Source organism: Streptomyces sp. NPDC059248 (assembly GCF_042753905.1).
Classification (GTDB): domain Bacteria; phylum Actinomycetota; class Actinomycetes; order Streptomycetales; family Streptomycetaceae; genus Streptomyces.
The window spans coordinates 17,438-38,574 of record NZ_JBHYZV010000034.1 but is presented as its reverse complement, the minus strand read 5'-3'; the positions used below and the strand labels follow the sequence as shown (position 1 = coordinate 38,574).

The 21,137-nt window shown below is 71.3% G+C and carries 19 protein-coding genes and 2 tRNA genes; 15 read left to right on the top strand and 6 right to left on the bottom strand.

The features are described from left to right. Window positions 1–181 precede the first annotated feature (181 nt). The 4 genes from ACFXG1_RS16935 to ACFXG1_RS16920 all read left to right on the top strand — a co-directional run bounded on the left by ACFXG1_RS16935 (window position 182) and on the right by ACFXG1_RS16920 (window position 4,194). Window positions 182–880 carry a M48 family metallopeptidase gene (locus ACFXG1_RS16935; protein ID WP_384713367.1) on the top strand — a complete coding sequence of 233 codons (699 nt, stop codon included), beginning with the start codon at window positions 182–184 and terminating at the stop codon, window positions 878–880. Between the two features lie 179 nt (window positions 881–1,059). Continuing rightward, complete coding sequence (locus ACFXG1_RS16930; protein WP_384713364.1) at window positions 1,060–2,739, top strand: TerD family protein; 1,680 nt, start codon at window positions 1,060–1,062, stop codon at window positions 2,737–2,739. A 14-nt stretch (window positions 2,740–2,753) separates the two neighbouring features. Continuing rightward, entirely contained in the window at window positions 2,754–3,434 is a 681-nt protein-coding gene (locus ACFXG1_RS16925; protein WP_384713361.1) for an AIM24 family protein, read from the top strand. 19 nt (window positions 3,435–3,453) lie between these two features. Next, window positions 3,454–4,194 (top strand): AIM24 family protein, encoded by a 741-nt coding sequence (locus tag ACFXG1_RS16920; RefSeq protein WP_384713358.1) that lies wholly within the window; start codon window positions 3,454–3,456, stop codon window positions 4,192–4,194. A 93-nt stretch (window positions 4,195–4,287) separates the two neighbouring features. On the opposite strand, the gene ACFXG1_RS16915 is transcribed toward ACFXG1_RS16920, so the two are convergent. Together ACFXG1_RS16915 and ACFXG1_RS16910 are read right to left on the bottom strand one after the other, a co-directional pair. Beyond that, window positions 4,288–4,836 carry an NUDIX hydrolase gene (locus ACFXG1_RS16915; RefSeq protein ID WP_384713355.1) on the bottom strand — a complete coding sequence of 183 codons (549 nt, stop codon included), beginning with the start codon at window positions 4,834–4,836 and terminating at the stop codon, window positions 4,288–4,290. Then, window positions 4,833–6,380, bottom strand: a complete 1,548-nt coding sequence (locus ACFXG1_RS16910; protein ID WP_384713352.1) for a zinc-dependent metalloprotease — start codon at window positions 6,378–6,380, stop codon at window positions 4,833–4,835. The genes ACFXG1_RS16915 and ACFXG1_RS16910 overlap by 4 nt, the downstream gene beginning before the upstream one ends. A 192-nt stretch (window positions 6,381–6,572) precedes the next feature. On the opposite strand from ACFXG1_RS16910, the gene ACFXG1_RS16905 reads away from it, so the two are divergent. The 4 genes from ACFXG1_RS16905 to ACFXG1_RS16890 all read left to right on the top strand — a co-directional run bounded on the left by ACFXG1_RS16905 (window position 6,573) and on the right by ACFXG1_RS16890 (window position 9,741). After that, window positions 6,573–7,700 (top strand): SDR family oxidoreductase, encoded by a 1,128-nt coding sequence (locus ACFXG1_RS16905; RefSeq protein WP_384743230.1) that lies wholly within the window; start codon window positions 6,573–6,575, stop codon window positions 7,698–7,700. 116 nt (window positions 7,701–7,816) lie between these two features. Further along, window positions 7,817–8,275, top strand: a complete 459-nt coding sequence (locus tag ACFXG1_RS16900; protein ID WP_384723712.1) for a molybdenum cofactor biosynthesis protein MoaE — start codon at window positions 7,817–7,819, stop codon at window positions 8,273–8,275. 129 nt (window positions 8,276–8,404) lie between these two features. Beyond that, on the top strand, window positions 8,405–8,578 hold the full coding sequence (locus ACFXG1_RS16895; protein ID WP_384723708.1) for a hypothetical protein: 174 nt from the start codon (window positions 8,405–8,407) through the stop codon (window positions 8,576–8,578). Window positions 8,579–8,652: 74 nt separating this feature from the next. Beyond that, window positions 8,653–9,741, top strand: coding sequence for a PDZ domain-containing protein (locus ACFXG1_RS16890; protein WP_384743226.1), 1,089 nt, complete (start codon window positions 8,653–8,655; stop codon window positions 9,739–9,741). 96 nt (window positions 9,742–9,837) lie between these two features. Here ACFXG1_RS16890 and ACFXG1_RS16885 read toward each other — a convergent pair whose 3' ends face one another. Continuing rightward, a complete protein-coding gene (locus tag ACFXG1_RS16885) occupies window positions 9,838–10,410 on the bottom strand; it encodes a PPA1309 family protein (protein ID WP_384719656.1) in 573 nt (190 codons plus the stop codon). A 289-nt stretch (window positions 10,411–10,699) separates the two neighbouring features. Between ACFXG1_RS16885 and ACFXG1_RS16880 the strand changes: the two genes are divergently transcribed. The 4 genes from ACFXG1_RS16880 to ACFXG1_RS16865 all read left to right on the top strand — a co-directional run bounded on the left by ACFXG1_RS16880 (window position 10,700) and on the right by ACFXG1_RS16865 (window position 16,237). Next, a complete protein-coding gene (locus ACFXG1_RS16880) occupies window positions 10,700–13,678 on the top strand; it encodes a UPF0182 family protein (RefSeq protein ID WP_384719660.1) in 2,979 nt (992 codons plus the stop codon). A 55-nt stretch (window positions 13,679–13,733) separates the two neighbouring features. Continuing rightward, window positions 13,734–13,807, top strand: a tRNA-Met gene (locus ACFXG1_RS16875). Window positions 13,808–14,024: 217 nt separating this feature from the next. Further along, window positions 14,025–16,070: a tetratricopeptide repeat protein gene (locus ACFXG1_RS16870; protein ID WP_384743222.1), complete on the top strand. Its 2,046-nt coding sequence runs from the start codon at window positions 14,025–14,027 to the stop codon at window positions 16,068–16,070. A 93-nt stretch (window positions 16,071–16,163) separates the two neighbouring features. Further along, window positions 16,164–16,237, top strand: a tRNA-Met gene (locus ACFXG1_RS16865). A 102-nt stretch (window positions 16,238–16,339) separates the two neighbouring features. On the opposite strand, the gene ACFXG1_RS16860 is transcribed toward ACFXG1_RS16865, so the two are convergent. Further along, the gene (locus ACFXG1_RS16860) at window positions 16,340–16,750 is read right to left on the bottom strand and encodes a Fur family transcriptional regulator (RefSeq protein WP_384723244.1); all 411 of its coding nucleotides are present in this window, start codon (window positions 16,748–16,750) and stop codon (window positions 16,340–16,342) included. Between the two features lie 143 nt (window positions 16,751–16,893). Between ACFXG1_RS16860 and ACFXG1_RS16855 the strand changes: the two genes are divergently transcribed. Further along, on the top strand, window positions 16,894–18,345 hold the full coding sequence (locus ACFXG1_RS16855; protein WP_384743218.1) for a catalase: 1,452 nt from the start codon (window positions 16,894–16,896) through the stop codon (window positions 18,343–18,345). Between the two features lie 110 nt (window positions 18,346–18,455). Here the strand turns inward: ACFXG1_RS16855 and ACFXG1_RS16850 are convergent, their stop codons facing one another. Together ACFXG1_RS16850 and hisN are read right to left on the bottom strand one after the other, a co-directional pair. Continuing rightward, entirely contained in the window at window positions 18,456–18,857 is a 402-nt protein-coding gene (locus ACFXG1_RS16850; RefSeq protein ID WP_384720980.1) for a cyclic nucleotide-binding/CBS domain-containing protein, read from the bottom strand. A gap of 240 nt (window positions 18,858–19,097) precedes the next feature. Beyond that, window positions 19,098–19,898: a histidinol-phosphatase gene (gene hisN / locus ACFXG1_RS16845; protein ID WP_384720977.1), complete on the bottom strand. Its 801-nt coding sequence runs from the start codon at window positions 19,896–19,898 to the stop codon at window positions 19,098–19,100. Between the two features lie 115 nt (window positions 19,899–20,013). Between hisN and ACFXG1_RS16840 the strand changes: the two genes are divergently transcribed. Beyond that, a complete protein-coding gene (locus ACFXG1_RS16840; RefSeq protein ID WP_384720974.1) occupies window positions 20,014–20,667 on the top strand; it encodes a TetR/AcrR family transcriptional regulator in 654 nt (217 codons plus the stop codon). A 143-nt stretch (window positions 20,668–20,810) separates the two neighbouring features. Continuing rightward, on the top strand, window positions 20,811–21,134 hold the full coding sequence (locus ACFXG1_RS16835) for a DMT family transporter (protein ID WP_384720971.1): 324 nt from the start codon (window positions 20,811–20,813) through the stop codon (window positions 21,132–21,134). Window positions 21,135–21,137 lie beyond the last annotated feature (3 nt).

The window sequence follows — 21,137 nt, the reverse complement described above, 5'->3', positions numbered from 1 at the left end:
TACGCCGGTGGGAACAGAATGCCCGGTCCTGACCGAGGGGCGGAAAGTTATCCACAGGTGCGGGGTATGTAGGGTGATTATCGTTTCAATGCTGCGATCGCGGGCCGCTTCACGGCGGAGTTCGACGGAGAACCGACGCGGAGCCGGTGCTTCTGCGGCATTCAGCGGGTAACGTCATGGCGTGTCCGTCGACCCTTCCTCCCGTGTCGCCGGGCAGACCCCGCCCGGGGGCGGGGAAAGCCCGCGGCGCCGTGCCACCGGCCGTGCCTCCCGCCGAGCGCAGACGAGTGCGGTCGAAGTCCGCAGAAGCGCGCGCCGCAGCCGGACCGTCTCCGCCTACCGCGAGGGCGACCGTACGATCGTCCTCATCCCGGCCCGGATGTCGGAGGCCGAGGAGCGGCGCTGGGTCGGTGTGATGCTGGACAAGCTCGCCGCCCAGGAGAGCAGACGGAGCCTCGGCGACAGCGAGCTGGCCGAGCGCGCCGAGCGCCTGTCCGCGCAGTACTTCGGCGGCCGGGCCCGCCCCGCTTCGGTGCGCTGGGTGACGAATCAGAACACCCGCTGGGGCTCCTGCACCCCGGCGGAGGGCAGTATCCGGCTCTCCCACCGCCTCCAGGGCATGCCCGAGTACGTCGTCGACTACGTCCTCGTCCACGAACTGGCCCATCTGCTCGTACCCGGGCACGGCCCCCGCTTCTGGCGGCTGCTGGAGGCATATCCCCGCACCGAGCGCGCCCGCGGCTATCTGGAAGGCGTCGTCGCCGCCGAGCGGCTGCCCCGGTCGCCGTCCGGGGACGAATCGCCGCCCGAGGGCGGCGGAGCCGACGCGTGGACCGGGGAAGAGCCGCCGGCCGATGGCGCGGAGACCGGCGGCAGTTGACCCGGCTTCGGCCGGGACCCCGCCGACGACGTGCGACGGCTCCTGTGTCACCCGTTGTCGATCTCCGTGTATCGAATGTGTCCCGGCGCGCCTCGGCCCCTTGGCCGAATGCGGTGGGCAGCGGTTAGCCTGGCGCGACGCATTCGTCATTTTTTCGGGATGGGGGACGGTCGTTACGCATGGCCAGGGAATTCCAACGCGGCCACAAGGCCAAGATCAGTGATCTCACCGCGGGTACGGATCTGTATGTCGGCGTATCGATCGCCGCCCCCGGTCTCACCTTCGACATCAGTTGTTTCGGACTGGACGCCGCCGAGGAACTCTCCGACGACCGGTACTTCATCTTCTTCAACCAGCCGAAATCCCCCGAGGAGTCCCTTCAGCTGCTCGGCGCGCAGTCCGGGGACACCGAGTCGTTCCGGGTCACGCTCGACCGCATACCGGCACACATCACCAAGCTGAGCTTCACCGCCACCATCGACGGCGCGGGCCAGATGTCGCAGGTCGGCCCGGGGTACATCAGGATCGTCGCCGGGGGCGAGGAGGTGGCCCGCTACCCCTTCACGGGCGCGGAGTTCAGCACCGAGCGCGCGGTGATGCTCGGCGACTTCTATCTGAAGGACGTCTGGCGCTTCGCCGCCGTGGGGCAGGGATTCGACGGCGGTCTCGACGCGCTCCTGCGGAACTTCGGCGGCGAGGTCGCCGAGGACCAGCAGGCCGCCGCGGAGCCGGTGGCCCCCGCGGCGCCCGTCGCACCCGTGGCCCCGCCCGCGTTCGGCGCCCCGCCGCCCGTCGCGCCCGGCGCACCCGCCCCGCCCTTCGGCCAGATCCATCCGCCGCAGCCCCCGCCTCCGCCCGCGCCCGCGTTCGGCCAGGTTCCGCCCCCGCCCCCGCCTGCGTTCGGCCAGGTTCCGCCTCCGCCCGCGCCTGCGTTCGGCCAAGCCCCGCAGCCCCCGGCACCGCCGGTCGCGGTGCCCCCGGTCGCGGTGCCCCCCGCCCCGCCCGCCCCGTTCGGGCAGGTCCCCGGGCAGCCGCCCGTAGCACCCCCGTTCGGCCAGGTGCCGGGACAACTGCCCGGTATGGCGCCGCCGCCCGGTGCCCTCGGTGCGCCGTTCGCGTACGGACAGCCCGGTGTACCCGGTGCGCCCGGCGTGCCCGGCGCCCCCGGTGGTGTCCCGCAGGGCATGCCCGCCGCCGGCCCCGGACTCGCCGCCGCCCTCCAGGCGTATCGCGAGACCCCCACGGGCCAGCGCTGGACCCCGCAGAACCAGCATCTGATGCGGGTCGACGTCGCCATGGGCGGTATCGGAGTCCTCGCCCGTTCCGGAAGTATGGTGATGTATCAGGGCAAGGTCGATTTCAGCCATAAGAGCGGCGGTTTCGCGGGCCGGATCGCGGGCCGGGCCACCGGCCAGGAGATGCAGCTGATGCGCTGCACCGGCCGCGGCCAGATCTTCCTCGCCGAGGACAACTCCCATCTGCACCCCATCGAACTGCAGGGCGACGCGATCTGCGTCTCGGCCGAGAACGTCCTCGCGTTCGACGAGTCCCTCCAGTACGAGGTCCGCAGGATCGAGGGGCACGGCATTCCCGGCGGAGTGCTGTTCACCCTCCAGTTCCAGGGCACCGGCACCGTCGTCGTCAAGACCCACGGCACACCCGTCGTCCTCCCGGTCACGCCGAGCACCTTCGTCGACACCAACGCGATCGTCGCCTGGTCCGCCGCGTCGCAGGTGATCCTCGCCTCCCAGGTGCGGTTGCGGCGCAACTCGTACCCGGGACACAGCGGCGAGACCGTCAGCCTCCAGTTCCGGGGCGCGCCCGGCAACTTCGTCGTCGTCCAGCCCTACGAGATCTGAGGGAGCCCGAAGTCATGAACCAGCAACTCGCGGGCTACGCCCCCACCCCCGTCGCGGCCCGGATGGAGAACCACGGCCGCACCATGCTCAAGGTGGCCATGGCCACCGGCCAGGACCTGTACGCCCGTACCGGCTCGATGGTCGCCTACGAGGGCTTCGTCCAGTACGAGGCCAATCCGCCCTCCGCCCAGCAGGCGCTGTCCCAGTGGGCCACCGGCGAAGGCGCGCCGATCATGCGCTGTCACGGCGACGGCGTGCTGTACCTCGCGGACTACGGCGCCGATGTCGTCGTGATCTACCTCGACAACGACTCCCTCTCCGTCAACGGCTCCAACGTCCTCGCCTTCGACGCCCATCTCCAGTGGGGTGTCCAGAAGGTCAAGGGCATGGCGAAGCTCGCCGGTACGGGGCTGTGGAACGTGGAGATCGCGGGCACCGGCTGGGTCGCCCTCACCTCCCGGGGCACTCCCATTGTGGTCGACTGCGGTCGCGGCCAGGACGAGACCTACGTCGACCCCGACGCCCTCGTCGCCTGGTCGCCGCATCTCAAGGTCAAGGCCAAGCGGACCATGAAGGCCGGAGCCCTGATCGGGCGCGGCACCGGGGAGGCGTACCAGATGGCCTTCTCCGGTGCGGGCATCGTCGTCGTCCAGCCGAGTGAGGACAACACCGACCGGCTGCGGATCCGGGGCTGAGGGGGAGCGGAAGAACACCATGCAGAGCCCACTTTTCACCTACGGCGAGCAGCAGACCCAGGAGCGCTTCGCCGTCCAGAACCCGCAACTGCTGCGGGTCACCCTCCGCGGCAACGACGACGTCGTCGCCCGCAAGGGGGCGATGGTCGCCTACCAGGGGCTGATCGACTTCGACGGCGAGTACCAGAGCGCCAGTGAGCGCCGCAGCCGGGAACGGACCGGCGAGGGTCTCGACCTGATGCGCTGCTCCGGCCAGGGCACGGTCTATCTCGCCAATCTCGCCCAGCACATCCATATCGTCGATGTCGACAGCGGCGGGCTGACCGTCGACAGCGCGTACGTCCTCGCCCTCGACCCCGACCTCCGTACGGAGGTACTCGCCGTCGACAGCGAGTACGGGATCTCCGGGTCCGGGAAGTACCAGCTCAATATCGCCGGACAGGGCAAGGTCGTCCTGATGACCTCGGGGCAGCCGCTGATGCTCCCGGTGACGCCGGAGTCGTATGTGAATGTCGACTCCGACGCGATCGTGGCCTGGTCGACCGGGCTGCGGGTGCAGATGCAGGCCCCCACGACCTCGACGAGCGTACGGACCCGGCGCGGCAACACCGGCGAGGGCTGGGAGCTGAGCTTCCTCGGCCAAGGGTTCGTCCTCGTTCAGCCGAGTGAGGTCATGCCGCCGCAGAACGCCCAGATCGGTGAGGGAGTCCGCGGCCAGTTCGGCGCCGACGGACGCAACCAGGGCAACAGCTGGAACTGAACAGCCCGCGATACGGAAAAGGGGTGGCCGTCCTCGGAAGAGGACGGAAACCCCTTTTTCATGCGTTCTGTACGGGCTCCGCCGCTCCGGCGGCTACAGCACGGCCCGGGCCCGCTCCAGCAGCCGGACCACCGAGGCATCCGCCACCTCCGGCACCTCGGCATAGCCGAACCAGCGCAGATCGAGCGACTCGTCGCTGATCCGGGCCGTCGCCCCGGCCGGGGCCAGCGCCGCGTACTGCACATCCAGATGCCAGTGGCACGGGGCCGGAATGGGATGCCGGTCCAGCCGGACCGGACCCGGTGCCCCGTCCCGCGCCACCAGCGTCAGCCCGGGAATCCCGGACTCCTCCGTCGCCTCGCGCAGCGCCGCGGCCGCCAGCGTCGTATCGTCCGGCTCGCAGTGGCCGCCCATCTGGAGCCACATCCCCAGCTTGCGGTGGAGCGTCAGCAGCACCCGCTCCCGCGTCGGGTCCACGACCAGGGCGCTGGCCGTGAGATGCCCCACCCCGCACGCCTTCCACATCCCGTCCGGACGGTCCGCGAGATGGTCCAGATAGCGCAGCCGCAGCTCCTCCTGCTGTCCGTCGCCCCCGGTGTCGTGGCCTTTCAGTACGGTGACGGCGTCGTCGTGCAGGGTCACCGGCCCGAGCCCTCCGGCCCAGCGGCCCCGCCGTCCTTTCCGTCGCCCCCGTCGCCCCCGTCTCCCCGGTCGTCGCCGGAGGCGCCCTTGCCGTCGCCGGAGGCGCCCTCGGAGTCGTCGGCGGCGCCCTTGCCGCTGTCGCCGGCGCTCTTGCCGTCGTCGCCCGAAGCCGCCGGGCCCGAAGCCGCCTCGCCCAGCATCTTGTCCAGCTCCGAGAAGTCGAGCTGCTCGCGGTGGACGAAGCCGTCCGGGTCGTCGAGGTCGGTGGCGGTCGGCAGCATGTCCGGGTGCTCCCAGAGCGCGTCCCGGCCGTCCATCCCGCGCGCGTCCGTCAGCGACGCCCACAGCCGGGAGGCGTCCCGCAGCCTGCGCGGACGGAGCTGGAGCCCGATCAGGGTGGCGAACGTCTGCTCCGCGGGCCCGCCCGACGCCCGCCGCCTGCGCAGCGTCTCGCGCAGCGCGGAGGCCGAGGTGAGACGGGACGAGGCGGCGGCGTGCACCACCGCGTCCACCCAGCCCTCCACCAGGGCCAGCGCCGTCTCCAGACGGGCCAGCGCCGCCTTCTGCTGCGGGGTGTCCTCCGGCTGGAACATGCCCTGCTGGAGCGCCTCCTGCAACTGCTCCGGATGCGTCGGGTCGAACCGCCCGACGACGTCCTCCAGCTTGGACGTGTCGACCGTGATGCCCCGGGCGTAGCCCTCGACGGCACCGAAGAGATGCGACCTCAGCCACGGCACATGGGCGAAGAGCCGCTGGTGGGCGGCCTCGCGCAGTGCCAGATAGAGCCGCACCTCCTCCTTGGGGACGCCCAGGTCCTTGCCGAGCGCCTCCACGTTCAGCGGCAGCAGGGCGGCCTTCCCGGCCGGGCCGAGCGGCAGACCGATGTCCGTGGAGCCGACGACCTCGCCCGCCAGCACGCCCATCGCCTGCCCGATCTGCTGGCCGAACATGGCGCCGCCCATGGAGCGCATCATGCCGATCAGCGGGCCAGCCATGGCCTGCATCTCCTCGGGCAGCACCCCGCCCATCGCCGTACCGACCCGCTCGGCGACCGGGTCGACCAGCTGCTTCCACGCCGGGAGGGTCGCCTCGACCCACTCCGCGCGGCTCCACGCCACCGCCGTGTTCGAGCCCGAAGGCAGGGACGTCACCCCGTCCAGCCACAGATCGGCCAGCCGCAGCGCGTCCTCCACCGCCGTACGGTCCACGGGGCCCACGGAGGCGTCCTTGACGCCGTCCGCGGTGCCCTGGGAGACGGTCTGCCGGGCGATCTGCTTGGCCATGTCCCAGTTCACCGGGCCGCCCTCGTAGCTCAGCATCTGGCCGAGCTGCTGGAAGGCGGCGCCCAGGTCCTGGGGATCGAAGGACCCGAACATCGCGGCGAAGGGATTGTCCCCGCCGCCCGGACCGCCGAATCCGAAGGGATTCTGCGGGGACGAGCCGCCGGCGCCGCTGCCACCGCCCGCGGCGTCCTTCTTCTTGCCCTCGTCGCCGGGCTCCGGCTCCTCCGGCGGAAGGCCGAATCCGAATGGGGTGTCACTCACGGGTTTCCTCGGCTCGTAGGGCCGCCGACCCCTGGCCGACGGCGAATGCCCTCACAACACCACCCAGCGTAGACATCCCCGCCCGCATCCGGGCTCGGTGCTCCGTCGGCTCGTGGCCTGCGGCAGGATGGACGCCACCTGGTCCGTACGCGTCATTCCGTACGTACTGAAGACAACCGCTGGAGACGCCTGGTGAGTTCCCCAGATCCGCAGGTTCGCGGAGCGCGAAACCGCTCAACCCCGACCCCGGGCGAGGGGGCCGCAGGTCGCGGACCCGTCGTCGCGGTCACCGGTGCCGCAACGGGCGTCGGCGAGCTGCTGGCCCGCAGGCTGGCCGCCTCCGAGGAGGTGGGGCGGGTCGTCGCGATCGACGAACGCCGGGGCGAGGTCCCCGAGGCCACCTGGCACGTCCTCGACGTCCGCGACCCAGCCATCGCCGAGAAGCTCCGCGGCGTCGACGTCGTGGTGCACCTGGCGCTCGACCTCGACCTGGAAACCGACGACACCGCCCGCAGTGCGTACAATGTACGCGGTACCCAGACGGTCCTCACGGCCGCCGCCGCGGCGGGTGTGCGCCGGGCCGTGCTGTGCACATCGGCCATGGTGTACGGGGCGCTGCCCGACAACGACATCCCGCTGTCGGAGGACGCCGAGCTGCGGGCGACCGCCGAGGCCACCGGCGTCGGCGACCTGCTGGAGATCGAGCACCTGGCCCGGCGGGCGCCCCGCGCCCACCCGGGACTGAACGTGACCGTCGTCCGGCCCGCCGTCCTCGTCGGCGGTACGGACACCGCCCTGACCCGCTACTTCGAGTCGCCCCGACTCCTCGTGGTCGCCGGATCCCGGCCCGCCTGGCAGTTCTGCCATGTGGACGACCTGGTGAGCGCCCTGGAGTACGCGGCCCTGGAGAAGGTCGACGGCGAGCTGGCCGTCGGCTGCGACGGCTGGCTGGAACAGGACGAGGTCGAGGAGCTGAGCGGCATCCGCCGGATGGAGCTGCCGTCCGCGGTCGCCCTCGGCGCCGCCGCCCGGCTCCACCGGATCGGTGTGACGCCCTCCCCGGCCGGGGACCTCGCCTACACGATGCACCCCTGGGTGGTCAGCGTCGGCCGCCTCCACGACGCGGGCTGGCGCCCCGCCTGGACCAACGAGGAGGTCCTGGCCGCGCTCCTGGAGGAGGTCTCGGGACGCCACACCGTCGCCGGCCGCCGACTGGGCCGCAAGGACGCCGCCGCGGCCGGAGCCGCGGGCGCGACGGTCGCCCTGCTCGGTACGGCGGCCCTGGTCCGCCGGGCCCGCAAGGCCCGCCGCCGCCTCTGACGCCCGCGCGCCGCGGCCCCGCGCCGGGCCGCCGCGCGGGCCCGGTGGCGGGTCGGGGGGCGGGTCCGCCGCGCGGGCGGTGGCCCGGGAACGGCGGCGTACGGCACGATGAGGCCATGACGATCAGGCACGACCACCCGGGGGAGCGCGCGGGCGGCGACCCCCTGCGCCTCCTCGCCGTCCGGGACACCCCGCTCTCCGTGGACGAGGTCATCGCCGCGGTCGGCGACCCCGCGGCCGGGGGCACGGCGCTCTTCGTCGGCACCGTACGGGACCACGACGCCGGAGCCGACGTCGAGGCGCTCGGCTACTCCTGCCACCCCACGGCCGAGGCCGAGCTGCGCCGGGTCGCCGAGAAAGTCGCCGCGGAGTACCCGGTCCGCGCCCTCGCCGCCGTCCACCGGGTGGGCGACCTGGTGGTCGGCGACCTCGCGGTGATCGTCGCCGTCGCCTGCCCGCACCGCGCGGAGGCGTTCGACGCCTGCCGCCGGCTCATCGACGACCTCAAGCGCGAGGTCCCCATCTGGAAGCACCAGACGTTCTCCGACGGCACGGAGGAGTGGGTGGGCTCGTAGCTTGCTCCCCGGGGCCTTCGGCGGCTTCGGAGACGGACCCCGCCCCGATTTGCGTAACCCCGCCCCTGCCGTGAGCGTTGAAACGGTGAACGATTAATCTGGTGATCACTCAGGGGTAGGGAGATCGCGATGGCAGCACTCGCGTGGTTGCTGATTCCGCTGTTCGCTGCCGTCGGTGCCGCGATATGGGGCGGCTGGGCCGCACGCAGCCGGACCACCGGCGACGTCGCCGAGCTGGCCGGATACGCCCGGTTCCGGGACGCGATGGAGAAGGCTGATTCCGCCGGGCGGCCCGGCGGCTGACGGCCGGTTTCGCGGGTCCACGGACGGACCGGCCCGGACGGCGCACGGACGGTCCCGTCCCGTACTGTCGTTCCATGCCACGCCGCACCGCGACGATGCTCGCCTCCACGTTGATCGCCGTCGCGCTGCTCTGCGCGGGGATCCTCATTCCGGTGAAGTACGCGGAGATGTCGCCGGGGCCCACGGTCAACACGCTCGGCGACGCGGGTGGCGAGCCGGTGCTGGAGATCTCCGGACGGAAGACCTACCCGACCTCCGGCAACCTCAATATGACGACCGTCCGGGTCACCGGCGCCGACTACCGGATGAACCTCGTCGAGGCCCTCTACGGCTGGCTCGCCCACGACAACGTGGTCGTCCCGCACGACACGCTCTACCCCGATGGGCAGACCGAGGAGCAGTCCACCCAGGAGAACGCCGAGGAGTTCAGCCAGTCCCAGGAGAGCGCCAAGGTCGCCGCCCTGAAGCAGCTGAAGATCCCCGTCACCTCACGGGTCGTCGTCGCCACCGTCGGCAAGGACACCCCCGCCCAGGACAAGCTCCACGCGGGCGATGTGATCAAGGCCGTCGACGGCTCGCCGGTCAAGGAGCCCGGCGATGTCGCGAAGCTGGTCACCAAGAACCGGCCCGGCGACGACGTCGTCTTCACCGTCGTCCCGGCGAAGGAAGCCGTCGAGGCGGAGAAGGCGGGCCGCGAGCCCCGCACCACCCAGCAGATCACCATCACCACCACGAAGGCGAAGGACGCCGACCGGGCCGTCGTCGGCATCTCGGCCGGGACCGACCACACGTTCCCGTTCACCATCGACATCAACCTCGCCGACGTCGGCGGGCCCAGCGCCGGGCTGATGTTCGCCCTCGGGATCGTCGACAAGCTCACCCCCGGCGATATGACCGGCGGGAAGTTCGTGGCGGGCACCGGCACCATCGACGACGACGGCAGGGTCGGGCCGATCGGCGGTATCTCGATGAAGCTGGTGGGCGCGCGGGCCGCCGGGGCGCGGTACTTCCTCACCCCCGCCGACAACTGCGACGCCGCCTCCACCGACATCCCCGACGGGCTGACCCTCGTCAAGGTCGACACCATCGCGGACGCCGCCAAGTCCCTGGAGAAGATCAAGTCCGGCGACACGGCCGGACTGCCGTCCTGCCCCAGGAACTGACCTGACCTCCTGAACCGGCCCGACCTGAACCGGCCCGCCGGAACCGGTGTGACGGGCCCCACCGCCGCGGGGCCCGTGACACCGAAGGAGAGAGTCCTACGACTCGAACGTCGCCGACAGCGCCTCGGCCAGCCCCGGCACCAGGTCCGGGCCGGTCAGCACATCGTTGGGGGAGTCCTTCTCCCGCAGCCGCAGCGCCGACTCGCGCGCGCCGTTCCGCAGCACCGCCACCGTCATCCGCACCTCCTGCCGGTCCGGGTGCTTCGCCACCCAGCGGGCGAGGGCCTTCTCATTGAGGTTGTCGGGCACCGACGCCTCCGCCGTCGGCGGCAGCATCTGCCGCTCCACGGTCAGCGCGCAGCCCGCGACCGCGTCGGGCCAGGCGATCGTGGCGAGGAACTCGTCGAGCGCCGTACCGGCCGGGATCTCGTCCTGCTCGATCGGCGTCAGCGGCGCCGCCGCCTCGTCACCCGCCAGACCGAGCTGCTCGGCCAGGGCGGGCTCGTCGGTCCGCAGCTTCGCCGTGTCGACCAGGGCGAAGAGCCGCGCGGGCAGATCCCAGCCGAGGGTGGCCGCGTACTCGTCGATCTCCAGCACCGCCCGGGTCAGCGGGCTCGCCGCGAGCGGGCCGGACGGGGCGGTGGACGGAGGGGGGGAATCATTGGACATGCTCATATCCTGCCTCTTCCCGGGCCCCCGGGAGGAACCGGCCACCCCGGACACCCGCCCCACGGGCCGGGGAGCCGGGTCCGCGACCGGTACCGGTCCGGGTCCGACCCGGTACCCGACCGGTACCGGAACCGCCCGGATAGGGACCCCGTGACGGGAACTAGGTAAAGCCTCAGTAAGTTGCATCAAGGGGCTCTACGATCGCGGGGCCCGCTTGACACGGCCGCCCGGTACCCGTCCGGGCGGTCATACGATCGCAAACTTCGAGGTGCGCACGTTGGCTTTCCAGATGCCGGACCGCGGCGGAGGCCCCCCGACCGGGCCACGGATCAGGGTGGGACGGCCGTCCCGGCGTGTCCGCACCCTCCTGATGACACTGGGTGTGCTGGCCGTGCTGGCCATGGCGTTCGTCATGTTCGCCGGGTTCTGGACCGACTGGCTCTGGTACCGCTCCGTCGATTACTCGTCGGTGTTCACCACCACCCTCCGGACGAAGATCGGCCTGTTCGCCGTCTTCGGCCTGCTGATGGCGGTCGTCGTCGGCCTGAACATCTGGCTCGCGCACCGGCTGCGCCCGCCGCTCAGCGCCATGTCGCTGGAGCAGCAGAGCCTCGACCGGTACCGGATGGGCATCGCCCCGTACAAGAAGTGGGTGCTCCTCGCGATCACCGCACTCGTCGGGCTGATCGCCGGAGCGTCCGCCACCGGTCAGTGGAAGACCTGGCTCCAGTGGGTCAACGGGGTGTCGTTCGGTCAGAAGGACCCCCAGTTCAAGATGGACGTGTCGTTCTACGCGTTCGATCTGCCCTGGTACCGCTTCCTGCTCGGCTTCGGCTTCGCTGCCGTCGTGCTGTCGCTGATCGCCGCGGCCCTGACCCACTACCTGTACGGCGGGCTGCGGGTCACCAGCCCCGGCGCCCGGGCCACCGCCGCCGCCACCGGACACCTCTCCGTCCTCCTGGGCGTCTTCGTGTCCCTCAAGGCCGTGGCCTACTGGCTCGACCGCTACGGCCTGGCCGTGAAGTCCAGCGACTTCAAGGCCACCGGCAACTGGACCGGACTGCGGTACGTCGACGCCAATGCCTATCTGCCGGCGAAGACCATCCTCTTCTGCATCGCCGTCATCTGCGCCGTGCTCTTCTTCGCCACCCTGTGGCGGCGCACCTGGCAGCTGCCCGTCATCGGCTTCGGCCTGATGGTGCTGTCGGCGATCCTGATCGGCGGGCTCTACCCGGCGATCGTGCAGAAGTTCCAGGTCCAGCCGAACGAGCAGGCCAAGGAGGCGCCGTACATCCAGAAGAACATCGACGCCACCCGTAAGGCGTACGGAATCGATCAGGCGAAGCCCGAGGACTACAACGGCCGGGCGGATCCGAAGCGCCGGGCCGAGCAGCGGTCCGACGCGAATTCGGCCGCCAGCTACCGCGTGGTCGACTCCAATGTGGTCTCGCCCGCGTTCCAGCAGCTCCAGCAGGAGCGGCGGTACTACCAGTTCCCGACGACGCTCGACGTCGACCGCTACCCGGGTGCCGACGGCAAGCCGCAGGACACCGTCATCGGTCTGCGCGAGCTGAATATCGAGGGCATCCCCAAGCGGAACTGGATCAACGACCATTTCACCTACACCCATGGTTACGGCGCCATCGCCGCCAAGGGCACCAGTGTGGTCACCGACCCGGAGAAGGGGACCGTCGGTTCGCCCGAGTTCACCGAGTCCGGTATGCCGACCAAGGGCAACCTGGTCAAGGGCGAGTACGAGCAGCGGATCTACTACGGCGAGAAGACGACCCAGTATTCGATCGTCGGCGGACCGCAGAAGGAGCTGGACTACGAGGCCGCCAGCGGCGACACCGAGTACACCAGCTTCAAGGGCAAGGGCGGCGTCAGCCTCTCCAGCACACTGAACCGGGCGGCGTACGCGCTGGCCTTCAGCGAGCCCCAGATCCTCTACTCGGGCGCGGTGGGCGAGGGATCGAAGATCCTCTACAACCGCACGCCCAAGGAGCGCGTCGAGGCCGTCGCGCCCTGGCTGACCATCGACGGCGACGCCTATCCGGCGGTCGTCGACGGGCGGATCCAGTGGATCATCGACGCCTATACGACGACGAACGGCTATCCGTACGCCTCCCGGACCACGCTCGGCGACACCACCGCCGACTCGCTGACCACCAACCAGCGGGCGGTCGTGGCCCAGCAGAACCAGGTCAACTACATCCGGAACTCGGTGAAGGCCACGGTCGACGCCTACGACGGCTCGGTCAAGCTGTACCAGTGGGACACCAAGGACCCGGTGCTCAAGACCTGGATGAAGGCGTTCCCGGGGACGGTGAAGAAGAAGAGCGAGATCAGCGCCGAGCTGAAGTCGCATCTGCGCTACCCCCAGGACATGTTCAAGGTCCAGCGCGAGCTGCTGACCCGGTACCACGTCACCGAGCCCGACCAGTTCTACAGCGGCTCGGACGCCTGGCAGGTGCCGGACGACCCGACGAACAAGAAGGAAGCACGCGCGGTCCCGCCGTACTACCTGAGTTTGAAGATGCCGGGCGACACGGCGCAGAAGTTCTCGCTCACCACGACGTTCACACCCGCCGGACGGCCCAACCTCGGTGCCTATATGGCTGTGGACGCCGACGCGAACAGTCCCGGATACGGCTCGATAAGGCTGCTGAGAGTCACCGAGACGGTCCAGGGGCCGTCGCAGGTGCAGAGTGAGCTGAACGGTGTCGAGGAAGTGGCGACGTTCGTCCGCGACCTGAGAGGCACCGACTCGGACATCGAGTACGGCAATCTGCTGACGATCCCGCTCGACGGCGGATTCCTCTACATCGAGCCGGTGTACGCCCGCGGTGGCGCGGCGAACTATCCCCTGCTGAAGAAGGTCGCCGCCGCCTACAGCGGCGGGAAACCGGTCTTCAAGGACAGCCTGACCCAGGCGCTGGACGCGGCCTTCGAGCAACCCGCGAAGGAACCGCCGGCCACCCAGCCGCCGGGCGACGGCACCAAACCGCCGGGTGACGGCACGAAGCCGCCCACGACGCCACCGGCCACCGGTGACGCCGCGGTGAAGGCGGCGATCGAGGATGTGCTGAAGGCCCACGCGGATGTCGACGCGGCCCTGAAGAACGACCCGACGGACCGTGAGGCCGTCGGCCGTGCCGAGGACGCGCTGGACGCGGCCCTCGACCGGCTCGCCCAGGCGCAGAAGACCCCGTCAACGGGTGGTTCGAAGCCGTCGACGTCCAGTCAGAGCCCACCGTCGTCCACCTAGCGGAAGCGCCCTGAACTGCTGACATCCCGCGTCTGGTAGTCTTTGGACATACCGACGCGGGGTGGAGCAGCTCGGTAGCTCGCTGGGCTCATAACCCAGAGGTCGCAGGTTCAAATCCTGTCCCCGCTACTGAATCATCGAGGGCCCGGATCCATTGAGGATCCGGGCCCTCGATGTGCGTACTGGTACAAGAACGGCAGATCGGGGAGGGGAACCGCGCGCGGCACCCGGAGAGTTGAGCTGATAAGTGTTTGACTTATCTCTCTGTGGGCATGTCGACAAAACGCTGAAGTGACCTCACCGGCTGCGGTATACCAGGTGTGAGCGGGTTGCGGGTGGTGCGACGATGGAATTCATGGGGGACAGGACGACTCTGTTGGAGACCGGGCGGTTTGTACGGCAACGTGCCGATCAGGCGGCGGGCGCGCTGAACGCGGTGTCCCCGGCCGCCCTGACGGCCCGTGCCGATCTCACCGCCGAGCCCGGCTCGCCGCCGGCCGCTTCCGGCGCACGGCGCGGCGTCACCGGCCCGCGTCCGCGCGGGAGCGGTGGAAGAGCGGACTCGCGTACGACATCTGGTGCTGGTGATACCGCTGGTGCGAATGTTGACGCTGTGGAGACGGCAGGCGCTGAGGCACGGCACCGCCGCGCGGCCGACGCCGGCGATACCGCCGCCATGAGCACGCTCGGCTCGATGCTGCTGCGCCGCGGCGACCTCGACGGGGCCGAGTCGTATCTGCGCGGGGCCACCGCCGCCGGGGACCGGGCCGCGGCCAACAACCTGGGCGTCCTGCTGCACCAGCGCGGCCACCCGGACGAGGCGGCCGGCTGGTGGCGGATCGCCGCCGTCGCCGGGTCCGCCGCCGCGGCCCACGCCCTGGGCCGCCACTTCCGCGAACGCGGTGACGAGACCGCGGCCGAGTACTGGCTGCGCCAGTCCGCCGAGCAGGGCCACGCCCTGGGCGCCTACGCCCTGGCCGATCTGCTGGAGCACCGCGGCGACGTGGGCGCCGAGCGGTGGCTGCGGGCCGCCGCCGAGCAGGGGCACCGGGAGGCGTCGTACCGCCTCGCCCGGATACTCGATCTGCGGGTCGCCGACGAGACCGCCCGTACGGGTGCCCCGTCCGCCGGCCGGGGCGCCGCCGGAGGCCCCGACACCGGGACGGGCGCCCGCGCGCTCTCCGGGCTCGACGAGGCCGCCCAGTGGTACCGGCAGGCCGCCGCGCGCGGCCACCGTCGGGCGGCGCTGCACCTGGGCGCGATCCTGGAGAAGCGCGGCGAGCTGAAGGAGGCCGGGCGGTGGTACCTCACCTCCGCCAAGGACGGCGAGACCCGGGCCGCCTGCGCCCTCGGCTTCCTGCTGCGCGACGCGGGCGACGAGGAGAGCGCCGCCGTCTGGTGGCTGCGGGCCGCTCAGGAAGGCGACGGCAACGCGGCGAACGCGCTGGGCGCGCTGCACGCGGCCCGGGGCGAGCCGCAGACCGCCGAGCGCTGGTACCGCGCGGCGATGACCGCGGGCGATGTGAACGGCGCCTACAACCTCGGTCTGCTCTGTACGGCGCAGGACCGGACCGCCCAGGCCGAGCAGTGGTACCGGCACGCCGCCTACGCGGGGCACCGCGAGGCCGCCAACGCGCTCGCCGTTCTGCTGCTCCAGGCCGGTGACCCGGTCGGCGCCGAGCCCTGGTTCTCCAAGGCCGCCGAGGCGGGCAGCGTCGACGCCGCGTTCAATCTGGGCATCCTGTACGTCGGCCGGGACGACGACCGCACGGCCCTGAAGTGGTACGAGCGGGCCGCCGCCGCCGGGCACACGGAGGCGGCGCTCCAGGTCGGGACGGCGCGGCTGCGGGAGGGCGACGAGCAGACCGCCGAGCGTCATCTGCGGTGCGCGGCGGGCGGCGGCAGCGCCGAGGCCGCGTTCCGGCTGGCGACCCTGCTGGACGCCCGCCAGCCGCCGCCGGGGCCGCCCGCGCTGGGCGAGACGACGGCGGCGAAGACCGAGTGCGAGGAGTGGTACGAGCGGGCCGCCGAGCAGGGGCACCGCAGGGCGCAGGTACGAGTCGGCATGCTGGCCGCCGCGCGCGGCGACATGGCGTCGGCCGCGCGGTGGTACCGGGAGGCGGCGGAGGCGGGCAGCCGCAACGGCGCGTTCAACCTGGGGCTGCTGCTGGCCCGCGACGGCAACGAGCGCGAGGCGGCCCTGTGGTGGACCCGGGCCGCCCACGCCGGCCACGGCCGGGCCGCGCTGCGGCTCGCGCTGCTGGCCGCGCGGCGCGGGGAGCTGGCGGAGGGCAAGCGCTGGTGCGCGCGGGCGGAGGAGCTGGGCCCCTTCGAGGTCACGGAGCGCGCCGCCCGCCTGCGCGACGCCCTCCACCAGGAACTGACGGCGTAGCCGTCCCCCGGGCGGACGCCGGCGGGCAGGGGGTGCAGGTGGGGGACGTGATTTGCACGGGGTGGTCAGGTCGCGTATTGTTGCATTCAACGGCGCGGGGTGGAGCAGCTCGGTAGCTCGCTGGGCTCATAACCCAGAGGTCGCAGGTTCAAATCCTGTCCCCGCTACTAAAACCTAAGGCCCGGATCCTCTGGATCCGGGCCTTAGGTGTTTCACGCGTTTCAGGCGCTTTCCAAGATGCCCGCGCCGGAGGTGTCAGTCGTCCGGTGTTACGCGCAGTTGGGGCACATGCCCTTGTACGTCACCTCGACGTTGGAGACCGTGAAGCCGAAGCGCTCGGAGTCGGGCAGGTCCGCCAGCGGGTTGCCGGTCGGGTGGACGTCCCTGATGGCGCCGCAGCCGGCGCAGACCAGGTGGTGGTGGGGGCGGTGCGCGTTGGGGTCGTACCGCTTGGCGCGGCGGTCCGTGGCGACTTCCAGCACCTCGCCGAGGGAGACCAGCTCGCCGAGGGTGTTGTAGACCGTCGCCCGGGAGATCTCCGGGAGCCGTTCCACCGCGCGCGCGTGCACCTCGTCGGCCGTCAGATGGACGTGTTCGCCGTCGAGGACCTCAGCCACGACCCGCCGCTGGGCAGTCATGCGCCAGCCGCGTCCGCGGAGTCGTTCCAGCAGGTCACTCATAGGGACCAGCTTAACAGCGCTGGACCAGATCCCGAACGGGTGTGACTTTGGATGCGCGCTTGACTTAGACAAAGTCCATCGTAGGATCGTGTTCGGCGGAACGCCATGGGACAGGACACGAAGGTATGACGCAGGAGGCGCACGTGACGCAGGGACCGCTCACCACGGCGACCGGAGCCCCGGTTGCCGACAATCAGAACAGTGAGACCGCGGGCGTCGGCGGGCCGGTTCTCGTCCAGGACCAGCTGCTGCTGGAGAAGCTCGCCCACTTCAACCGCGAGCGCATCCCGGAGCGGGTGGTCCACGCGCGTGGTGCCGGCGCCTACGGCACGTTCACGCTCACGCGGGACGTCAGCGAGTGGACGCGTGCCGCGTTCCTCTCCGAGGTGGGCAAGGAGACCGAGACCTTCCTGCGCTTCTCGACCGTCGCGGGCAACCTGGGCGCCGCCGACGCGGTGCGCGACCCGCGCGGCTTCGCGCTGAAGTTCTACACCGAGGAGGGCAACTACGACCTCGTCGGCAACAACACCCCGGTCTTCTTCGTCAAGGACGCGATCAAGTTCCCGGACTTCATCCACACGCAGAAGCGCGACCCGTACACGGGTTCGCAGGAGGCGGACAACGTCTGGGACTTCTGGGGGCTCTCCCCGGAGTCGACCCACCAGGTGACCTGGCTCCACGGCGACCGCGGCATCCCGGCCTCGTACCGGCATATGAACGGCTACGGCTCGCACACCTACCAGTGGAACAACGCCGCCGGTGAGGTCTTCTGGGTGAAGTACCACTTCAAGACCGACCAGGGCATCAAGACCCTGACGGCCGCCGAGGCCGACGAGCTGGCCGGGAAGGACCCCGACAGCCACCAGCGCGACCTGCGCGAGTCGATCGAGCGGGGCGAGTTCCCCAGCTGGACCGTCCAGGTGCAGATCATGCCCGCGGCGGAGGCGGCGGGCTACCGCTTCAACCCGTTCGACCTGACCAAGGTCTGGCCGCACGAGGACTACCCGCCGATCGAGATCGGCAAGCTGGAGCTGAACCGCAACCCGGAGAACATCTTCGCCGAGGTCGAGCAGTCGATCTTCAGCCCGGCGCACTTCGTGCCCGGTATCGGCCCGTCCCCGGACAAGATGCTCCAGGGCCGGCTCTTCGCCTACGGCGACGCCCACCGCTACCGCGTCGGTATCAACGCCGACCATCTGCCGGTGAACCGCCCGCACGCCACCGAGGCGCGGACCAACGCCCGGGACGGTCTGCTGTACGACGGCCGCCACAAGGGCGCGAAGAACTACGAGCCCAACAGCTTCGGCGGCCCGCACCAGACGGACCGGCCGCTCTGGTCGGCCACCGCGGTCAGCGGTGTCACCGGTGACCACGCGGCGCCGAGCCACGCCGAGGACGACGACTTCGTCCAGGCGGGCAATCTCTACCGGCTGATGTCCGAGGAAGAGAAGGGCCGGCTGGTCGAGGCCCTGTCCACGGCCATCTCCGGGGTGTCGCGCGACGACATCGCCGAGCGCGCGATCAACAACTTCCGCCAGGCGGACGGCGACTTCGGCAAGCGGCTGGAGGCCGCGGTCTCGGCCCTGCGCGGCTGACGGACGCCCGCCGGAGGAGAAAGGGGCCGGTGCCCCGTCGGATCACGACGGGGCACCGGCCCTCTTCAGCGGCTCGGCCGTGCCCGGGTCGGTCGGTCGGGCGGGGCGGATCAGCCGACGAGGGTCGCCCGGTGGCGGCGGGCCGGGGCCCAGCAGCGGACGATGTCGCGGACGGAGACGATGCCGACCGGGCCCGTGTCGTCGAGCACGATCAGATGGCGGAATCCGCCGTGGGACATGGCCTCCGCCGCCTCCTCCAGGGTCCAGGACGGCGCCGCGAAGACGACGTCGGTGGTGGTGTGGGCGCCGGCGGTCTCCCGGTCGGGGTCCTCTCCGGTGCCGACCGAGGTGAGGATGTCGCGCTCGGTCAGGATGCCCGGGCCCTCGCCGTCGCCGTCGAGGACCACGGCCGCGCCGACGCGCCGCGCGGCCATCAGGCCGGCGGCCTGGCGGAGGGTGTGGGCGGGCCCGATGGTGAGGACCACCGTGCTCATGGCGTCACGGACGAGCATGGAAGGAGCCACCTCCTTGGGGAACCGGCCCTTTCGAGAACCGATTCACAAGTTCACAAACGGGGGCATCTTCAGAGTCGCAGCCCCCGGGGGCGGCATCAAGGGGGTGGGAGCGCCCGATTCCGTAAGACGGGGGCGTGTCTGTCGTACGGAAGGGGGCCCGCCGTACGAGCGCGCCGGAGCGCTTCCGTACGCGCTCCCGCACACACTCCCGTACACGCTCCTGTACGGCCGGGTGGGTCAGCGGTCGCCGAGCCGGTCCAGCAGCGTCTCGTGGAGCAGTCCGTTCGACGCGGCGCCGTTCCCGCTGTGCGGTCCCGGCCGGCCGTCGAGGCCGGTGAAGACGCCCCCCGCCTCCTGGACGACGGTCACCACGGCCGCCATGTCCCACAGCGACAGCTCCGGCTCCGCGCAGATGTCGACGGAGCCCTCGGCGACCATCATGTACGGCCAGAAGTCGCCGTAGGCGCGGGTGCGCCAGCAGTCCCGGGAGAGGTCGAGGAAGGCGTCGAGACGTCCCCGCTCCTCCCAGCCGGTCAGCGACGAATAGGCGAACGAGGCGTCCTCCAGCCGGGAGACCCCGGACACCCGCAGCGGGCTCGCCGAGGTGAGCGAGCGACCTGTATAGGCGCCCGCCCCCTGCGCCGCCCACCAGCGCCGGCCGAGCGCCGGGGCGGAGACCACCCCGACGACCGGCTGGTAGACGCCGTCGTCGTCCTGGGCCGTCAGGGAGATCAGGGTCGCCCAGACCGGTACCCCGCGGACGTAGTTCTTGGTGCCGTCGATCGGGTCGATCACCCAGCGGCGCGGGCCGGTGCCCTCGACCCCGTACTCCTCGCCGAGGATCGCGTCCCGGGGCCTGGCCCGCTGGAGCTGTCCTCGGATCAGCTCCTCCGCCGCCCGGTCCGCCTCCGATACGGGGGTCATGTCCGGCTTGGTCTCGACCTTCAGGTCGATCGCCCGGAACCGGGCCGTGGTGGCCGCGTCGGCGGCGTCGGCGAGGACATGGGCGAGGCGCAGATCATCGTCGTATGCGGGCATGATCCTCACCCTATCGGTGCGCCGCGGCGCACTACCGGGGCCGCCGGACGCCCTCTTGACACCGGAGGAGGCCCCGTCAACTCTGGCTACCGAGCCCCGCGGCCCGGAGGTGACCGTGCCCATAGCGCGAGAGTCCCTGTTGAACGCCGCCCTGCGGGCGCTCGACCAGCGGCCCTGGTCGGCCGTGCGCATGGTCGACGTCGCCGCGTCGGCGGGTGTTTCCCGGCAGACCCTGTACAACGAGTTCGGCAGCAAGGACGGCCTGGCCCGGGCGCTGGTGCGCAAGGAGGCGGACGCGTACCTCCACGGCGTCGACCGGCTGTTCTCGGAGCGGACCGGTTCGGAGCGGACCGGTCCCGCCGCGGTGGAGCGGCTGGTCGCCCTCGCCGAGTGGACCGTCGCCCAGGCGCGGGCCAGGCCGCTGCTGCGGGCGCTGCTCACCGGCTGCTGGGGGGAGCGGCTGCCCGAGCCCCGGTCGGCGGGCCGGGACACGTCCCCCGCCGGTGCGCCCGCCCAGCGCCGTGCCGACGCCGGGCCGCCCGCTCCCGCGGATGTGGCGGCGGCGGTACGCGACCGCTCCCTCGCCGCCCTCGAACGGTCCCGGACGGGCGGCCCCGCCCATCCGGACGAGACGGCCGTCCTCGCGCACCGCTGCGAACTCACGGTCCGGCTGGCCCTGTCCTTCGTCGTGGCGCCGGACCGCGAGGGCGTCGCGGCCCTGGTCCGGGCGGCCGTGGCGGCGCCGAGGCGGCCGCCGTCGGGGGAGTGACGCCCGGGCGGGTGCCTTGAGCGGTGCCCGGAGGTGACGCGCGGTCGGGTGAATCGGTCGCGTTTGCGGCGTACTGACGTTGGTAAGTGCATAATCGCAACAAGTCAGACGAAGCAGTCATCGACGGTTGGGGAGGCGCTCATATGGCGTGGCTGCTCGTGGTCGTCGCCGGAATCCTGGAGACGGGATTCGCCGTCTGTCTGAAGCTGTCCCACGGCTTCACCCGGCTGTGGCCCACGATCGCCTTCGCCGCCTTCGCGCTCGGCAGCTTCGGGCTGCTGACCCTCGCCCTGAAGAAGCTCGACGTGGGTCCGGCGTACGCGGTGTGGACCGGGATCGGCGCCGCGGGGACCGCGATCTACGGGATGATCTTCCTGAACGACGTGGTCTCCACCCTGAAGATCGTCTCCATCACCCTGGTGATCGCGGGTGTGATCGGCCTCCAGCTCTCCGGCTCCTCGCACTGAGCC

What these genes read in the sequence shown, in the direction of transcription:
- ACFXG1_RS16920 (WP_384713358.1), top strand. Translation starts at nt 3,454, where the DNA reads ATGCAGAGCCCACTTTTCACCTACGGCGAGCAGCAGACCCAGGAGCGC.
- ACFXG1_RS16885 (WP_384719656.1), bottom strand. Translation starts at nt 10,410, where the DNA reads ATGTCCAATGATTCCCCCCCTCCGTCCACCGCCCCGTCCGGCCCGCTC.
- hisN (WP_384720977.1), bottom strand. Translation starts at nt 19,898, where the DNA reads ATGCCCGCATACGACGATGATCTGCGCCTCGCCCATGTCCTCGCCGAC.
- ACFXG1_RS16835 (WP_384720971.1), top strand. Translation starts at nt 20,811, where the DNA reads ATGGCGTGGCTGCTCGTGGTCGTCGCCGGAATCCTGGAGACGGGATTC.
- ACFXG1_RS16895 (WP_384723708.1), top strand. Translation starts at nt 8,405, where the DNA reads ATGGCAGCACTCGCGTGGTTGCTGATTCCGCTGTTCGCTGCCGTCGGT.
- ACFXG1_RS16850 (WP_384720980.1), bottom strand. Translation starts at nt 18,857, where the DNA reads ATGCTCGTCCGTGACGCCATGAGCACGGTGGTCCTCACCATCGGGCCC.
- ACFXG1_RS16925 (WP_384713361.1), top strand. Translation starts at nt 2,754, where the DNA reads ATGAACCAGCAACTCGCGGGCTACGCCCCCACCCCCGTCGCGGCCCGG.
- ACFXG1_RS16890 (WP_384743226.1), top strand. Translation starts at nt 8,653, where the DNA reads ATGCCACGCCGCACCGCGACGATGCTCGCCTCCACGTTGATCGCCGTC.
- ACFXG1_RS16880 (WP_384719660.1), top strand. Translation starts at nt 10,700, where the DNA reads ATGCCGGACCGCGGCGGAGGCCCCCCGACCGGGCCACGGATCAGGGTG.
- ACFXG1_RS16860 (WP_384723244.1), bottom strand. Translation starts at nt 16,750, where the DNA reads ATGAGTGACCTGCTGGAACGACTCCGCGGACGCGGCTGGCGCATGACT.
- ACFXG1_RS16930 (WP_384713364.1), top strand. Translation starts at nt 1,060, where the DNA reads ATGGCCAGGGAATTCCAACGCGGCCACAAGGCCAAGATCAGTGATCTC.
- ACFXG1_RS16900 (WP_384723712.1), top strand. Translation starts at nt 7,817, where the DNA reads ATGACGATCAGGCACGACCACCCGGGGGAGCGCGCGGGCGGCGACCCC.
- ACFXG1_RS16870 (WP_384743222.1), top strand. Translation starts at nt 14,025, where the DNA reads ATGGAATTCATGGGGGACAGGACGACTCTGTTGGAGACCGGGCGGTTT.